Genomic DNA, 15,652 nt, shown 5'->3' with positions numbered 1-15,652 from the left:
CAGCCAGCGACAACAGGCCCCGCCAGCGAGCCCAAAAACCACAAATCACCCCGAGGCCAGAATCAACCGCGAGTCCAGCTACCAATCCGACCCTCATGAAAAATCCGGGCTAGCGGGGCGCGTGGCCGGCGTCGAGGGGACCCTCCCCCGCCCTTCGGCGGCGCTGGTGTGGTAGTCCCTGGCATGCGCGGCGGCGTGAGGGTGCGGCGTGGCAGTGGTGGCGCTGTGCTGGCGTTGCTGTGTGGTCGCCGTGGTGCACGTGGTGGCTCATGTTGTCCACTGCGTGGAGCTGTGAGCGGCGGCGTGGTGCGGCTCTGCTCATCTCTTGCGCTGCTGCGCGCGTGCTGGCATCGTGCCGGCGCTCCGCTGCGGCCTGAAGCTGCGAGGTGTAGGCGTGGCTTCCCTCTGCTTTGTACAGGCGCAATCGCGCCCCACTGGCACACCGTGGATGTCCAGTCATAACGGCACGCGTCCTCCTGATTGCATCCAGTCGGGCAACGCACCAGGACGCCCCTAAGTGCGGCCGCACCACAGCAATATTTTCCTTTGTATCTGCCTGCTAATTCGTCGGCACCATAGGGCTATGCATACTTTTTGCGGCACTGCGTTGCATTTTCGATGCAGAGGGGTTAATGTTGCATTCATAAGTGATTCAGCAAAGCGGCTGGATAGATCAAATGGAGGCAATGAAATGTTCAAGGTACTTATCGACGTTCCCGGTTTCGCTCTCGTGTTGGATAACGGGAAATTGAAGGCTGATATCGTTCCCGGCTCTTTGTCGGATTCTCAGATTGTTGACTTGTTGCGCGATCACCGCGCCATCTCTTACTGAACCACCGCCAGCACCCAGCAGGCAGACCTACACGAAAGGAGGGCCGTACAGATGTTTCGCAACTCGGATAGACCCGTCCCGCTGGCACCCTTGTTGCCTTAGCTGCCCAGACGTTGGAGGTCCGGCGCCCTTCTCCCCCCGTTCGTCGCCGGACCCCTCCAGCACAAGACCCGCCCCTCACGCCCCGAGACGAGAGACACCATGGCACGGAAGATTGAAGACACTGAACGCGAGATGCTGCGCGACATGTACGCCGCAGGGAAGCGCGGCGACCGCGACGACTGGGAAGAGTCGGCACGCCGGGATCTGAGGGTGGAGCCGCTGGAGTGGCCGCAGGATGTGCGGCGTGCGGCTCGTGCGGCCTGGTTTGCCGGTTACTTCGGTTACCCGATGCCGGAGCATGACCACTACTACCGCCCGCAGGCTGCTCTTTGGCTGTGCCGAGAGTGTGGCTTTTCTGCCGACCTTTGCGAGAGCGGCAACATCAACAAGCTTTATGCCTGAGAGTTAAGGCGCGAAGCGCCGGGCTGCGACCCCAGCGCCACAGACGGCGCGGCGCGCCTCCTGGAATCGAAGCGGCCGCCAGCTGCCGCCACCATATCAACTCACCGCCTGAACCCTGCCTTCAGTGCGCCCAAAACACCTACCACCGCCGCCGAAGACGGCGAAGACGAAGGAGACGCAATGTCCCGCATGGCCGACTTGTACATCGACGTGGAAGAACTGACCAGCGCCACTCTGCGCAGCGCAAACCAGGCGCGACCCGCTGACGAGGTAGTCCACGAGGTAGCCCGTTATACCGAAGAAGCAGGATGGAAGTCCCCCACCGAGTGGACCGCCTACCGGCAGAGGTTCGCTGGCATGCTCCAGGACGTCATGAACGCGCAAACCCCCGCAGAGGGGCTGGCTTCCCGTGATGCGGCGCTTGCCTATGCTTCAGATGTGCTCGGCGTCCGACACGGGTACAGGGATGAACCGGTTGAGCCGCCCATTGGACTGCAACGGTTCAGCAGTGTTTCACAGATGAGGGCGGCGGTGATCGGGAGCGGTTCCGAGTTCTTCAGTGCTGACACTATGCGCTATTGGGGTACGAAGTTGCACGGTGGGATCGTCGGCGGCCACTACTTCATCACGAGTGATTGGGCGAACTTCGAGAAGACGGCGCGCACGTACAAGGTGCGTTGGTTCACGCAACGAGAGCCGCACCTGATGATGATCGGCCACAACGCGGGGCCGTTCGAGACGTTGGCCGACGCACAAGAGGCAGCGCGGAGACTCGCTGACACCGTCTCGGTGAAGGTGCCGGCATGAGCGCGCCCGAGGGGTTGCGGCGGCAGCAGCTGGCCGAGAAGGTGCGCAGTGTATCCACTGGCATGATCCGTCAGTGCCTGGCGGATCTGGAGCGGCCGGACCGTGACGCCGCCGAGTCAAATGTGTTCACGGAGCTGTCCGTTGAGGATTCGCGCCGCCGGCGTGAATGGGTGCGGACGGAAAGCGATAGCGCACTGGCTGCGGACCTGCGGAGGCTGGACGCGCTGACCTGCCGAGACATACCGAAGACCGAGCAAAACCAGTATTGGGCAGTCTTCGAGGAGTTGGAGCGGCGTCACCCTGAAGCGGGGCAGCGCGTAGACGCATGGCTGGACACGCTGACTGCCGCGCAGACAAACGCTGATGGCGGCATGGGTCTACAGCTGCTGAAGGAGATTGGATTATGAGCGTCACCGAAGGACATTGCGCCTGCACCGCCCCGTACGGCCATTCTACCGGCTGCCCTGCTGAAGACGGGGCGCGCGTTAGGTCGGAGGCATTCCGGCGACGCCTCGTCGACCGCGGCCCGGAGCTGGTGACTGAACTGATCCTGAAGCAGGCGGCGACCCATTGGGCGCGGCTTGACCCTGACGAGCGCGGGGACGCTAATGATCCGCTGGTCAAGGCGATCCCGCGTGATGTCGCGCCCTCCACTGAAGTCCTGGCGGCAATCAAGGCCATCACCGGCAAGTCTCCCGACGCTGCAGGCGTGCAGCATTTCAACGGTGAATCAACGCGTGCCGCATGGTGCAGGTACGCACTGAAAAGGTGGGCGGCGGCGTGAGTGCCGACAGCCGCACCGGAGGCGCTGAGATACCGGCCGGCCCACCGCTCACGGCTCGTGGAGTGAAAGCGCGTCTCACACGAGCCGGAGCCGACTACAGACACTTGGACATCACCGATGGTGCAGAGGTATCCCGCCTTGTGGACGTTGACCGCACGGGACCGTGGAGACGTCAAACAGTCGTGACCATCACCGGCTCGCGGGAGGCAAGGCGCGAAGCTGACGACGTCCTATTCTGGGCTGGCCTGTCTTGTGCGCCGTACCCTGACCGGTCGATCTGGAGACGCTGAGTAGACTTTAGTCAGAGTCTTGCTGCTCATCGTGACGGGAGCTCAAAGACCGCGCCCAGTCGTCCAAAGTGTCTGGCTCAAATCCAGCCGACTGCAAGACCAGGATTGCAACCGGGAAATTCCCCGCGAGGTACAGGGTTACAGCGATCCACACGATACGCCACAGGAACCTTACGCCTATGTCCGCGCAGTCAGCAGCGAGGTAACCGCTAGCAGCCAAGGCCCGATTGATGTTTTCTAACCTGGCCGCGACGTCTGGGCCAAGCTCCTCATCAGTTGGCAGGCCAGCCACGATTCCGGCATCATCCCTCACTGCCTCGCCTACACGGTAGACGGTAGCGAAGTTGGGGAACTCTAGCCTTGGAGCTATCGCCGGCAGTTGGCAAAGAACATCTTTGCGCAAGGCTTCGTACAAAGCATTCACTGAAGCATCAAACTGGGGCGCTGTGATGACTTTCTCGGCAGCTGATGCGATTGGTGCTAGTTGGCCTGCAAGCCTTGACAGGTCTTCGAGGAAACCCGAATCCCTCAGACGGTGCCTCAACGCAGATGTCTGCGCATCTAACAGAAGGCTGAAGTTGTTGAGCGCCTTGCGGAGCCTCTCCCACGCTTCAGGAGTCATGCCGAAGGCATCCGTTGCTGCATCGGGCACGACTGCATTCATTGATATACCGTAACGCCCTCGGGATGCAGACACGCACACGCCGCGGCATGCTGTAAGGCGGTTACTCCGTTTGAACTAGGAGGGTTCAATGCAAGATGTTCTACTCCGGCGCGGTGACCGCGTCGAAACACTGACAGATATGGGCCGGTTGAAGGCAGGCAGCCCCGGCATCGTGGTCGAGGTTTACGACGCGCTGCAGCCGAAGCGGACTGCCGAGAATGCGACCGAGTTCGAAGTCGGCGTCGCATTCCCGACACTCAGCCAGGACCGCCCTGCTGACGCGTTCCCGTTCATCGTGAAGGGTCTGGAGACGCGCAGTCTGCAGGCGGGTGACGTGGTGCCGATGAAAGCTGCTGAGCTGAAGGTGACCGGAAATATCTACCGGTAAAGGCCCGGCGACTGAGCACAGGCAATGTCCTTGAGGACGCATGTCGAAGAGTTAGATGCCTCCTACATCACTGAATGATCAGGACAGACGCGTCACACCTCTGCGCCATCTCTCCCAAGAATTTGCGGGCAGCCGCAGGAGACTCGCCTAGCATTCTCGCGTTGTCGACGACGATCACCTCGGGGTACTCGCCGTGCACTGTCAGGTACGCTTCGAGCTCGTCGATGATGTCGTCCTCGCCGGGGCTTGACCGGTAGTCGAACGCCATGTGGGCGGTGGCCGCGTTCACTTCGGCGTCGAGTCCGGAGGTCTCACCGCGCTCGATGATCGCTTCTACATCGTCGAGGGTGTATCTGGTGGCGATGGCGGCCGCCCGCTTGTACATGGTGGACGGGTCGGAGTCGGCCGAGAAGTAGAACACTGAGTTCTTGTTGCCGTGATCGTCACCGCGTTGCAACCATGCTTGGACGATCGCTGACGCGTCTAGCCCCGGCGCCTGCGAGACGATCGATACGCGACCCCGGCGGATCACCTCACCCGCAGACTTCATGGAGGTGGGCGGCGTATAGCTGAAGGCGTGAGCCGCTGACTCGTGAGCCTGCGTCCTAGTTCCGCCTAAGCCCGAGCGATAGCAGCCTGTGCAGGTCACAACGTCACCGAAGACGCCGCCTGACTTCGTCCGCGAGGTCCGCGTTACTGACGTCCGCCAGGGTGCAAGACCGCGCACCATGGCCTGCCTCTTCCACAGAGAGAATTCCTGCTACCACCAGAGCGTTCAGCGGAGATAGGTCGTATGCGCGACAGACACGAATGAGCGTCTCAGCTTTCATCCCGCGTTCGAGCTGACGAAAGAGAGTGCTTTGGTCTACTCCGCTCTTACCTGCGATTGCACGAATACTGCTTTCACCAGTGGCTACCACAAGGTAGTCCCTAACAGAGTCCACCTCTACATCCACCCAACGCGGAACGGAGAGTACAGGATGTTGTTGGCGTTGAGCATGAATCAGAGACTAGCAAGGGTGAGGCGTGGTGTCTCATAACCATGGCAGAGACAGACACTTCGAAGCCACTCCGGATGGATGGTTGAGTTTCATCACAAGGCGTGCGAACTGATTGGTCCACCCGCGCCTCCCCTGGCTCACCACCGAAGCCTCGTTAGAGTAGGAGAATGGAGCCTTGGTTAATCGCGGCAATTACCACTGCTACAGGTGGCGTATTCGCCATTGCTGGCGGTTGGCTCGGGAGCCGCTGGGGGCGAAACAATGAACATTCGCACTGGATGCGAAATGAAAAGTATACCGTCTACAAAAGGGTGTTCTCAAGCCTTGAAGAACATCGCACCGGCATTGTCTCAGATTGGCTCCTCAACAAAACTCAGAAAGATCCCCAAGTCACGCTTGGAAATTCTTTAGACTTTGAGCTTGTGAGTTCACCTAATGTTTATGAGTGCCGAAAAGATTGTTTAGAAGCGATTTTCCTACTTTATCGTCTGGTTTACATTGATAGAAGTAGAGATCCAGCCCAAGTAAACCCCCTGATAGACCGCACTAGTAGATCGCTGAATGAGCTCAAAGACGCAATGCGAAGAGATATAAGCGTTGAGAGGCTGGAGTTGCCGAACGTTGAAAATTAGACCGAGAAAACGGTGACTGCTCGATCTAGATTCACAAGCCAACTAGTCTTACAGGCCGCAATGCTCCGAACATGGGCTGCTGAAGATTACTCGCGACCCCCGTGAAGTTGGGTCGACCAATTGACGCGACCCTTATGATAGGGCTTCCAACAAGTCTAATTAGGGATGAGATTCAAGTATCGCGGTTGGGGTATCGGGTATCTCGATCCCTTTGCTTTGGTCCAGAACATAAGTCCGCAGAATTGGCGACGCAATTATCTCGGCACCATCCCGATTCTGCGTTGGTGATAGGCGGGCTAGACTCCATACACCGGATGGAGCTTCGCGAGCGCTAGGCCCTCTTATTTCCACTCGTTGGTGAAGGACGACACCGCTATTGCCTTTCAGTACGACACTCCACTGTGCCCAAAGGCAGAAGTCATTGTCGTTCGCGGCCGAGGCGATCCACTCCTGAAGTGTCCCTCCAATTGCCATGGCGTAAAGCGCCTGATTACCTGCGGCGATGTCATGACGTCTTTGTGGACTTCCCCAACTCCCGCCTTGCATCGCTGACACGGGCGGCCAGAATTCCAACGTGACAGATGCACTACCCTCATTGGAAAGTACAACCGGCACCCGAACCCAAAAGTTCTTCTGATTCTCCTGGGGGGCATGGAGGTTCGAAGGCACACCTGCGTCCTCGTCCCACTCGGCAGCTTCTGGCGAGCGCGACCGGCTCCAGGCATATTCACTGACGGTCGGCACGTTGAGGCTTAACGAGACTACAGGAGCGTTGATGTCAAGCCGGGATTTTACGGATTCGGCGATCATGAGTGCCGACCTAGTCGATTCCAAACGCGCTATTTTGAGCGACTGGTTCGCCACGTCAACAGCACGCATACTCGCTCTTGAAGACTTCCTCGTCTCCCAAGCTTGCCAGGCGATCACCACCGCGGACACGCTCGTAGCTACCGCTGCAACAATCGTCCAGACTTCCATAACTCAAGCGTACTGATCCACAAGCTGAGGCTTACACGCGTTATGGAGCTTTCCGTGTATTCGGTCAATTGATGAAGCAAGCGATCCGGTTAGTGCGGCACTTCCTCGGGTCTGAGATATTCCGACCCCATGGCGTGAACCATCCACTGGTCGTACTCTGGGCGCCACACCATTGTGATGATGCTTGCAGCGTTGATGATCTGAGCGTCCGTCACTTGGAAGCTGGACTCCACCCCGGACATGAGCTTGCAGTAACGAACGTTCGGGTCACCAACAGCTTCGTTTGCTATCGACCCAAACCCCCAATTCTCAATGGAAGCGACATGCTCCGCAATCTCGCTGAAATCGCCCCAGTACGGCAAAGATTCCGGTGTGACCAACCTACTCAAGGCGATCTCGTAGTGGCGGTGATCTGCGAGTGCGTTGACGAACATCATGCCCACTGCGACTGGATCTTGAAGTGATCCATTTGGGAGCGCTGCCATCGCTTCTTCATTACTTGTGAACCGCCGCCAGGTGTCGGGTGGCAAGTCATCGGGATGCCGCTTTGAGTTCATGATTCAACGATAGCGATCACCACGGACAGAACCCCTCACAACGACAAAAAACGCTCACATCGACCGCCCAGGTCGGGTGGCTGGTATGAGCGCTTTTTGTCGTTGTGAGGGTCTAACCTGCTGCCATGAGTACCGGTCCAAACGAGTACGGCTTCGCTGCGGCAGATGCGAGGAACCGCGCGTTGCGGGAGACCCCTATCGGACTCGACGTCGACCCTGCGTCCGCCCACCACACCGAGAAGACCATCCCCGTTTGGGTGCGCCTCCACTTCCCATCCGGCAAAGCCGAGACAGCGAAAGGTTTCGCGATCGCTTGGACCCGCGAGGCTGTGCTGGTGCAGTACGTCGATATGTGGCCGGTCGAACCGATCTGGGTGGAACCGCAGCGGGTTCGGCGGCGAAAACTGGAGAAGGATCGAAGAGGGCGTTAAACGACGAAAGAGCCTCTAACTCCAACCTCCCACTCGGGATGCTGGGGTTAGAGGCTCTTGACTGCTCAGCTAGCTAGAAGCGTCACCTCGACGAATCATCCAAAACCACGGTTACTCCTATTCCAGATCGGGATATCCGGCGATTGCCAGCGCCTTGTTCACCGTGGTGGACGTCGGCTCGGATACGGGGTAGTGGTTGGTGATATTGAACGTCGGGCCAGTCGATGGCGCCCCACTAATGCCGCCGTCCGCGTACTGTTCGACGTCCTGGCCGAGAAGCCTTCCTGTTTCCCTCCAGATGTCGACAGAGCGGTCACGCTTAGCTGCTGACAGCGGGATGTACGCCTCCCCGCCAGTCTCCGGTTCAGCGAAGATCCTGTACGTCGAGGACGCGGAGTAAATCTTCGCTGAACCGGGCTGTTCGATGCCGCCGTCCGCAAAGGCACGCACCGTGTGGGGCTGCATGCCGAAGCGACCCGCGTACGGGCTCGACTTGCCGTCCCAGATCGCACCATTAGCTGCGGCTGGGAAGCCGAGCGCCGACCCCGGACGGTCGTAAACCGGTTGAATCCGAGCAATCAGCGGTGGAATCGCCGGCGCCGGAGGCACCGCCGCCCATTGGCTGAAAATCGACACCAGTTCGTCTGGCAGGTTGTTCAGATCGAACCCTGCTGCAGCCAGACCGGGGTAGGTCGCGTTGATCGCCTTGATGGCGGCCGCATAGTCGCCGCCCGTCATTCGAGCGATCGAACCTACAGCCGCACTGATGCCCGGATACGTCTTATCCAGTGCTTCCAGTTCGGCGATGTAGTCCGCATTGGTGACCAGCTTCGCGTTGTCCCCCACCTGCTGGATCGCAGTCAGTGCAGGGCCAGGCAGAGCCTTCAGGGTCGCCACATAGTTGCGGCCCATCACCTCTGTCATGTGAGCGCGAATCTGCTCAGTGGTCACAGCGGCCGGGTCGGACTGTGCGTTCAGGAACGCGGTGAACTCTTCACCGTCGAACGCCATACCAAGGTCGCGGGCAATCTTCTCCGCTTCCTGGTACTTCTGCGCGTTACCGCTAAAGGTCGCGGTGAGCGTCCAGTCCTGCCCGAAGAACGTGTCCCACTGGGTCTGTAGTTGCTCGACTGTCAGCCCGGCGCCCGCAGCAATCTCTGCCAGGGCACCGGCGTTACCGTCGATGACCGCCTGCGCTGCCGCGGCCGCTTCAGCCGGTGTCGCACCGCTAAGGTCGGCCGCGTCGTAGGCTGCCTGAGCTTCAATGAGGATGGCATCGGATGCCGTCTTCATTGTCTCGTACAGCTCCACACCGGCAGCCGACGTCGAAGACAACAACCCCTGCGTATCAAACAAGGCTTGTCCCGCTTGGGCGATGCCTTCCTTCAGCTGCTCCGCACGGGCAACAGCCTGATCGAGGGCACTCGCCGCAGCGAACTCGGCCTCCTGCTTGGACAGAGCGTTCCCGTTGAGCAGGTCAAGGGAGGTGCGGATGGCGTCGATCTTGCCTGCCGCGTCCGCCGTCCGATCAGAGATGCGCTGCATGGCGCCAGCCATGAGCTCAGCGTTAGCAGTCGTCTTCTCGGTCGCCGCATCGAGCCCTTCGAATGTGGACGTTGCAAGTCCGGCTTCGCCTCGCGTGCGTTCCACGTTCCCGATGATGTGATCCAAGTCGGCACCGTTGATGCTCTTGATCGCACCTAGGTTCGTCCCCAGCGCTGCCGCTGACCCTTCGGCCGCGGCCTTCAGCCGATCCATGCCTGGTACTGGCCCGCCGTACTTGCTGTTGTTCCCACGCTCGATCGCGTTCTTGTAGTCCGCGATCGCCTGAAGATGCCCGAGAAGCTCATCGTACGCCGGTCCCCCCTCCGCGATGGCGTTCGTGATGTCAGCGAGGCTCAACCCAAGGAGTTGCGCTGTCTCGTTCGCCGCCTTCGCACCACCGAACACGCCCCGCATGAGGTTATCGAAGTTGTCTCCGGCGTCCTTCAGGTCCGTCCACTCCTGCGCAATCTGCCCCAGGGTGGCGGCCGTGGCTGCGCCTGTCTGCTTGTCCAGCGAATCGACTAACGCGTCAACCCGCGCCTTCACATCAGCCTGTGCTTGGCCGAACAGGGTCATCGCTGTCACACCGGCGGCAAGAGCGATACCCCAAGGGCCACCCAGCACGCCGGAGATGCCACTGAGTGCGCCTCGCAGGCCCGCCTTAGCGCTGGTGCCGATCGCGCTACTGTATCCAGCAATCGTGCCCACACCTTGACCAAGCCGGTCATGGAAACCGCTGAGACCGCCAGCACCATGCCGCGCTGCACCATTCACGTCACGCAGCAAACCGTTCAACCCGGAAACATGCCCCCGAACCCGGTCCATGGTGGCGCCCACAACACTGAAGCGACCCATCGTGTCGACCGTCTTACCGGCCAACGCCTGCTGGGTAACCCACTCGTTGCGGAGATTCGAGAACACGCGGGAACCGTCAAGCGACCTGAAGAAGCCGGCGAACTGGTTCTTCATCAGAAGGAACGCACCAAGCGCAATCGCAGCGTTACCGATCGGTCCAGGCAAAGCCTCGAATACGGTGAGCACGCCTTCAGCTGCACGTGCCACCAACTCGATCGGCCCAGCCGTCGCTTCAAGGACACTGGTCACGAAGCCGGAAAGCTTCGGAACAATCCGTTCGATGTCGTCGGCCAGACGGGTGACCGTGTCGCCAAGAATGCCGGTCGCCGTGTTGAAGATCGGACCAAGACCCTCAAAAGCAGTCCCCGCAATGGTGCCGAGGTTGCCGATGATGTCGCCAAGGTCACGTGCGGCCGGTTGCAGATCGACGATCAGGTCGCGTAGACCCGTGAAACCGTCCAGCACACCGTCCTGGAACCGGAGGTTCCGCACAACAGTGGACAGACCGGACAGGGTTACGCCGCCGATGTCGCCAAGCAGTTCAAGCAGATCACCAGTGAACTCGGCTGCTTCGCCGAACGCACTGCCAAGATCCTGCACACCCATGTTCAGCTTGGAGGCACCGTCGCGGGCGCCCTCAAAGATGCGGGCCATGCGGGACTGGAAGGGCTCTGCCAGCATCATGTCTGCGATGCCGCGCAGGTTCTGCCGGAACTCACCAAGACCACCAGCACCACCGTCAGAGGCAGCACGGGTCATTGCCCGGAAGATGTCGACCACGGACTCGCCGACGCCGTACATGTCCTTCAGGGACTGGACGCCGCCCTCAATCCAAGACGTGATACGCCCGGCTTCGTCAGCCTTCTGAATCCAATCATCGAACCGGGTAGTAATGTCGGTCAGCCAACGGCCGAACCGTGGCAGGTATTCAGACCCTCGCAGGCCCAGAGTGTTGATCGCGTCCACGAGTGGTTCCGCGGCGCCGGACGCTTCGTCGAAGCCGCCCTGCAGGTTGCGGAACATCGCGTCCAAGACGCCGTTCTCGGCGATCTTCTCCAACGCGACGTTGACGCCAGCACCGAACCGGCCAGCATGGAACGCCGTCTCGGCAAGCCCCTCGGACAGGCGGGGGATGACCTTGTTCACCATGGTGGTGAGCGAGTCACCCATACCGTCCCAGAAACGCTCCTGCACTGGACGCTGAATTGCAGTCCAGGTTCCTTGCAGGGCGAGCGCCGCGTCGCGGGCCGCCGGAGGCAACGCCGCGAGCGCTTCCGCATCACCGTCGATGGCATCCTTGAAACCGTCGAACGCCGCCGTCGTGATGACCGCGGTGGCTGCGATAGCAGACAGGAACGCTGGCGCCGTAGCCAGCAAACCAACCGACCGGAAGATTCCTTCACCGATGGTGAGGGCCGCGGTGGTCGCGTAAGCGAGGGTGTCGACGACGCCACCAATGCCGGCACTAAGTGCGCCGGTCTTCAGGGTGAACGTGTCGAACTTGGTGAAAATGTTTTCGAGGAGTCGGCCGGTGGACTCCAGAACGTTGAGACCAGCCAGGGACTTGAGAAGCCCTTCAGCTACAAGCAAGCTCTTCTCGTTGACCCGCACAAAAAAGTTGACTGTGCGTGGCCGGGCTGTGAACCGCAACTGTGCGGCGGCCAAACCCAGACCCGTAGGCTGAGCTTCGACCTGTGCCTTGATTCCCTTGAGGCGGGACTCGTACGACTTCTTGAGCTGCTCAGCTTCCTGCTCAGCCTTCTCCAGATCAGCCTGGGAGAGATTCGCGAACAGGTCCGCGATGGAACGGTCAGGCTCACCGAACATCCGACTGTAGAAGTCTTGCTTCGCAGTGCGCTCAATCTGCGACCCAATGGACGACAAATGCTTGGACATGTCGGCGAGCTGCTGCTCGTGCATCCGACCGATGCGCAGGTTGTCCTGCGACTGCAGCACGTTCTTGACGACACCCTTCTGAGCGTCATCAACCCGCCGCCACTGGTTAGCGAGGCGCTGCGCCTGATCGTGAAGCTTGGTGCCCTCGATCTGGGAGATGCGGCCGAGGCGCTGTTGCGAGCCGGAGAGTCGGTCGATGACGCGCTGGGCGTCCTTGAACCCGTCCGTCTTCACCTCAAGCTTGAACTGCCGGTTCAGGGCGATCAGTGACTTTGCCTTCTCGGCCAGGTCATCGGCAGCCCTTGAAGCCTTCCGAAGCCCGTCCTCATTGAAGCCAGGGAACCGTAGACGCTGCTTACGCAGAGCATTCATCTGGTTGTTCAGCCCACCAAGGCTGCTCCGCAAGTCCTCGACGAAGCGAGCCGTTGCAGTTCCCCGCCCAAGGTCGAATCCGATGCTGATGTCCGTCTTCGCGCGGTCAGCCATCTGCTTGAGGGTAAGCAGTTCGCGACGTGCGCCAAGAAGGTCGGCTTCAACACCTACCTTCACCTTGGGGTCTAGGCCGTCCAGCTCTCTTTCGACTCCCCGCTTCGTGTCACTGCGAAAACCGCTGGTGTCGGGTCGAACCTTGACGCCTACAGCGCCAATGAGCTTGAGTTCAGCCATCAGCGCCGGCCTTGAATCGCTTGCCCAGCGGTCAGACCGGATGGTGCGCGCATGAATGCCGGTGGTTCGACGAAGACTTCCACGGGCACGTGGTGGGAACTAGCTTCGATCGCTTGAAGCAAGCTCAGCCGTGAATTGACGTCAAAATCCCACCCTGTCGGCGATAGGCGAGGAAACTCCTTGCCATCCGAGTAAATGGTGTCACCGTGGGTTCGATCGTGTTCAATGACCATTTCAGCCTCGAACAGGTCAGACTGTTCGGCCGACAACCTGATTCGATCGAATTCGGCGTTGCTCTCTTCGATGCGGGACGCAAGCTCCCGCAACAGGCCGTGGGTGACCTCTGCGATCTTCTCGGCCTCCAAGAGAACGTCTGAGTACTGCATGAGCTTCTTAGAAGTTCTGACCTGTTCTTCAAGCTCATGCCCGCGGGCGACCCTCAGCGATTGCTCAAGCACCGCGACTTTGTTCTTGTGAGCGGTAACGATCACTGCCGCGGCCTCTGCTGCAGGACGGGCGGCAGTGATTTCGCCCGCCGAGATCGAAGTATCCCCCTCCGTCATACGGGCTAGAAGTGAATTCATCGACGCTTTCGCCGTCGATTCGTCGCTTTCCGCTTGTTCCAAACGCGCCTTGGCTTCGGTGATTTCGGCTTCGATCTTGCTCGACTCGGTGATGTGTGCCTGCTTGGTCATTGTGACCTTCCTTGGTGATGTGTTGTCCGCGGCTGAGGCCGGCGGCATGAAAAAAGCACCAACAATCCGTTGGTGCTTGGTTGGTGCTGCGTGGGGTGCTAGCGTCGTCGGCTCCTATTGCGGTATTCCTGCCATGGCGTAACGCCGTGACGGTACTGCCGCCACGCCGTGGCGCCATCAATCTCGTTGATTGGCGGTGATGGAGCTTCCGAAGTTGACGGCGTCGCTCCAAGGGGCTGGGAGCTCTCCGCTGGCGCGCTGGCACCGAGGAGTGCCCTAACCTCAGCTTGGGCTTCCTCGAACCGTGTGAGCGCCTCAGCGAGTGCGTCCGCGTTCGGGGCGGTAGTGTTCGGTGGTTCGACAGTCATTGTTGATCATCCTGGTTGGTTGAAGGTGTGACGGCTGTAGCTGGTGGGCCGGACGAGCATAGAGCGACCTCGCAATAGTGACTGGACAATTCCATGAACGGAGCCCACCACAACGGTGTTGATTGGCTTATGGCGGACCGCTAACCTTGCTTCACGAAGCGTCCTGATGGCTTGCCTGATTTCCAGACCCCAGCGCGCAACACTGGCTGGTAACCCTGGTAACGAAGCTCGGCGGGATCGATGCAGATCCGCTCAGCACCCACATCCTTTCTGTGGCGGTCTGCCAGGTCATGGTTGCCGAAAGTCTGATGGCAAACGGTGCAATGGGAGTTCCTGGTGCCGTTGGGCCAACTTTTGCCGCACTGAAGATGAGTAACGGTCTTCTGGTAAGAGGTAGTCATGTGGAGCCTTTCTGGGCTGTGCCAGAGCAAGTTTTCGCTGGCGTGATTGCTCGAAGGGGTGTTTACTCGCAGGGAAGCGCTTAGGGGACGAAACGGGCATTGGCCCGGTGTTGAAGAGTGCTAAATGGCCAAGACGCGCCTGAGTTGCCTCGATTGACCGGCGAACCTCTTGTGGCGTTCGCGCCGCTTTGAATGCGCCATCACCTTGTGTCTCGGGACCACGGATGGCCGTGCGTCAACGTAAAACTTGAGGATCTGAACAACGACAGGTGGAGGCGCAACCTCGCACGCGTCCGACACAGCAACGATCCAGGCACACAGCTCCCCCAACTCCTGCTCACTCATACCCATCGCCAGGAAGTGGTCCCTTTCGAGCGCGCTGACTGCTCCTGCATCGGAAGATCGCATCGCTTCAAGCAACTTGGAGCCCTCCCATCTCGACGCCGTCAATCGTGATCCCCTCGAAGACGCTCTCGAACACGTGTTCAGGGAATGCGACTGAGTACACTCCGTCCGGGCCGCCATCACGGCCGTAATGCGGCCCGCTGAGAAAGTTGGCGAAGCGGAGTTCCTCAATGGCCCTCGCGCATTTGAAACGGCTAAGTTTTGTCCCGCGTTTCGCCGACTTCAGGGAAATCAATGGCGCCTTCAGGAAGTTGCTCGATCGCTGGTGTAAGTGGCAAGCCACCGCGAACGCATCGTCGCTCACATTCGCTCCCGCCACTTTCCCGCGCCAAAGATCCAAAACGCTGATCCGAACGGGTGGTCTATTGCTGTCCTCGGTCGATTTGAGGATCAAGTACATGGAATACCTTTCAAGTGTTGATGCGAGAAACCGCGGTTCATTTGACGTGCCGCCAGCGACGGCGTGCGAGAACCAGATGAATGATTGATTGGGCGACCCCATACTGTTCGGCTAAGGTGCGTTGGCTGATGTGGCCGGGAACGTACGCAGCCCTAATCTCCCTGACCAGGTCGTCGGTCAGCTTGTGGGCATGATGCTGCTCCCCTCGGAATGCGGGCATGCGAAAATCCTTCTTTGGTGAATCGGTGTGAGGCGCTGACTGGGATCGCACGCCAAAGGTGGTCAAAGGCTTTCAAAGGTGATCAGTTGCGGAGGCCGCATAAGGACGTACTGAGCCATCCGTATGCGGCGCGCAGGCATAGCAAACAAGCCCCAGTGTGGGACTATCGAACTGACTATTGCGGCTCTCTCACGTCGTTGACGGGTATTGCCAGCACAGCGAAAAGAAGAAAGCCCGTAGGAATTTCAACCGGCGCGGACACCACGAGGAGGACGGCGTGGCCTACACCAAGAATGCATCTGACGGGACGCGAGGCTGACGCCTCGCTGGCCT

General features: G+C 59.8%; 18 protein-coding genes. 7 read left to right on the top strand and 11 right to left on the bottom strand.

Translation table 11 applies throughout. The features are described from left to right. Positions 1–109: 109 nt before the first annotated feature. Positions 110–460, bottom strand: coding sequence for a hypothetical protein (locus ACX80C_RS12515; RefSeq protein WP_459326807.1), 351 nt, complete (start codon positions 458–460; stop codon positions 110–112). 573 nt (positions 461–1,033) lie between these two features. On the opposite strand from ACX80C_RS12515, the gene ACX80C_RS12510 reads away from it, so the two are divergent. The 4 genes from ACX80C_RS12510 to ACX80C_RS12495 all read left to right on the top strand — a co-directional run bounded on the left by ACX80C_RS12510 (position 1,034) and on the right by ACX80C_RS12495 (position 2,927). After that, positions 1,034–1,336, top strand: a complete 303-nt coding sequence (locus ACX80C_RS12510) for a hypothetical protein (RefSeq protein WP_459326806.1) — start codon at positions 1,034–1,036, stop codon at positions 1,334–1,336. A 189-nt stretch (positions 1,337–1,525) separates the two neighbouring features. Beyond that, on the top strand, positions 1,526–2,143 hold the full coding sequence (locus ACX80C_RS12505; protein ID WP_459326805.1) for a DUF7447 family protein: 618 nt from the start codon (positions 1,526–1,528) through the stop codon (positions 2,141–2,143). Next, a complete protein-coding gene (locus tag ACX80C_RS12500) occupies positions 2,140–2,550 on the top strand; it encodes a hypothetical protein (protein WP_459326804.1) in 411 nt (136 codons plus the stop codon). Before ACX80C_RS12505 ends, ACX80C_RS12500 begins: the two co-directional genes overlap by 4 nt. Beyond that, a complete protein-coding gene (locus ACX80C_RS12495) occupies positions 2,547–2,927 on the top strand; it encodes a hypothetical protein (protein WP_459326803.1) in 381 nt (126 codons plus the stop codon). Before ACX80C_RS12500 ends, ACX80C_RS12495 begins: the two co-directional genes overlap by 4 nt. A gap of 297 nt (positions 2,928–3,224) precedes the next feature. Here the strand turns inward: ACX80C_RS12495 and ACX80C_RS12490 are convergent, their stop codons facing one another. Further along, entirely contained in the window at positions 3,225–3,881 is a 657-nt protein-coding gene (locus ACX80C_RS12490) for a hypothetical protein (RefSeq protein ID WP_459326802.1), read from the bottom strand. Positions 3,882–3,969: 88 nt separating this feature from the next. Here ACX80C_RS12490 and ACX80C_RS12485 point away from each other — a divergent pair, with 88 nt between their 5' ends. Next, on the top strand, positions 3,970–4,269 hold the full coding sequence (locus ACX80C_RS12485) for a hypothetical protein (protein ID WP_459326801.1): 300 nt from the start codon (positions 3,970–3,972) through the stop codon (positions 4,267–4,269). A 67-nt stretch (positions 4,270–4,336) separates the two neighbouring features. On the opposite strand, the gene ACX80C_RS12480 is transcribed toward ACX80C_RS12485, so the two are convergent. Further along, entirely contained in the window at positions 4,337–4,819 is a 483-nt protein-coding gene (locus tag ACX80C_RS12480) for a hypothetical protein (RefSeq protein WP_459326800.1), read from the bottom strand. A gap of 618 nt (positions 4,820–5,437) precedes the next feature. Here ACX80C_RS12480 and ACX80C_RS12475 point away from each other — a divergent pair. After that, positions 5,438–5,902, top strand: coding sequence for a hypothetical protein (locus tag ACX80C_RS12475; protein WP_459326799.1), 465 nt, complete (start codon positions 5,438–5,440; stop codon positions 5,900–5,902). A gap of 159 nt (positions 5,903–6,061) precedes the next feature. Here ACX80C_RS12475 and ACX80C_RS12470 read toward each other — a convergent pair whose 3' ends face one another. Both ACX80C_RS12470 and ACX80C_RS12465 read right to left on the bottom strand, forming a co-directional pair. Beyond that, the gene (locus ACX80C_RS12470; protein WP_459326798.1) at positions 6,062–6,880 is read right to left on the bottom strand and encodes a hypothetical protein; all 819 of its coding nucleotides are present in this window, start codon (positions 6,878–6,880) and stop codon (positions 6,062–6,064) included. A gap of 89 nt (positions 6,881–6,969) precedes the next feature. Continuing rightward, complete coding sequence (locus tag ACX80C_RS12465) at positions 6,970–7,437, bottom strand: hypothetical protein (RefSeq protein WP_459326797.1); 468 nt, start codon at positions 7,435–7,437, stop codon at positions 6,970–6,972. A 125-nt stretch (positions 7,438–7,562) separates the two neighbouring features. On the opposite strand from ACX80C_RS12465, the gene ACX80C_RS12460 reads away from it, so the two are divergent. Further along, the gene (locus ACX80C_RS12460) at positions 7,563–7,868 is read left to right on the top strand and encodes a hypothetical protein (protein WP_459326796.1); all 306 of its coding nucleotides are present in this window, start codon (positions 7,563–7,565) and stop codon (positions 7,866–7,868) included. A 117-nt stretch (positions 7,869–7,985) separates the two neighbouring features. On the opposite strand, the gene ACX80C_RS12455 is transcribed toward ACX80C_RS12460, so the two are convergent. The 6 genes from ACX80C_RS12455 to ACX80C_RS12430 all read right to left on the bottom strand — a co-directional run bounded on the left by ACX80C_RS12455 (position 7,986) and on the right by ACX80C_RS12430 (position 15,319). Then, positions 7,986–12,830, bottom strand: a complete 4,845-nt coding sequence (locus ACX80C_RS12455) for a hypothetical protein (protein ID WP_459326795.1) — start codon at positions 12,828–12,830, stop codon at positions 7,986–7,988. After that, complete coding sequence (locus ACX80C_RS12450) at positions 12,830–13,525, bottom strand: hypothetical protein (RefSeq protein ID WP_459326794.1); 696 nt, start codon at positions 13,523–13,525, stop codon at positions 12,830–12,832. The genes ACX80C_RS12455 and ACX80C_RS12450 overlap by 1 nt, the downstream gene beginning before the upstream one ends. Positions 13,526–13,623: 98 nt before the next feature. Then, positions 13,624–13,893 (bottom strand): hypothetical protein, encoded by a 270-nt coding sequence (locus tag ACX80C_RS12445; RefSeq protein WP_459326793.1) that lies wholly within the window; start codon positions 13,891–13,893, stop codon positions 13,624–13,626. A gap of 140 nt (positions 13,894–14,033) precedes the next feature. Continuing rightward, positions 14,034–14,294 carry an FDXHR family putative zinc-binding protein gene (locus ACX80C_RS12440; protein WP_459326792.1) on the bottom strand — a complete coding sequence of 87 codons (261 nt, stop codon included), beginning with the start codon at positions 14,292–14,294 and terminating at the stop codon, positions 14,034–14,036. Between the two features lie 412 nt (positions 14,295–14,706). Then, positions 14,707–15,099, bottom strand: a complete 393-nt coding sequence (locus ACX80C_RS12435; RefSeq protein ID WP_459326791.1) for a hypothetical protein — start codon at positions 15,097–15,099, stop codon at positions 14,707–14,709. Positions 15,100–15,136: 37 nt separating this feature from the next. After that, the gene (locus ACX80C_RS12430) at positions 15,137–15,319 is read right to left on the bottom strand and encodes a hypothetical protein (RefSeq protein WP_459326790.1); all 183 of its coding nucleotides are present in this window, start codon (positions 15,317–15,319) and stop codon (positions 15,137–15,139) included. Between the last annotated feature and the right edge of the window lie 333 nt (positions 15,320–15,652).

Source organism: Arthrobacter tecti (assembly GCF_054511355.1).
Note: the sequence above shows the minus strand (reverse complement) of the source record. Positions and strands in the feature narration are given on the sequence as shown.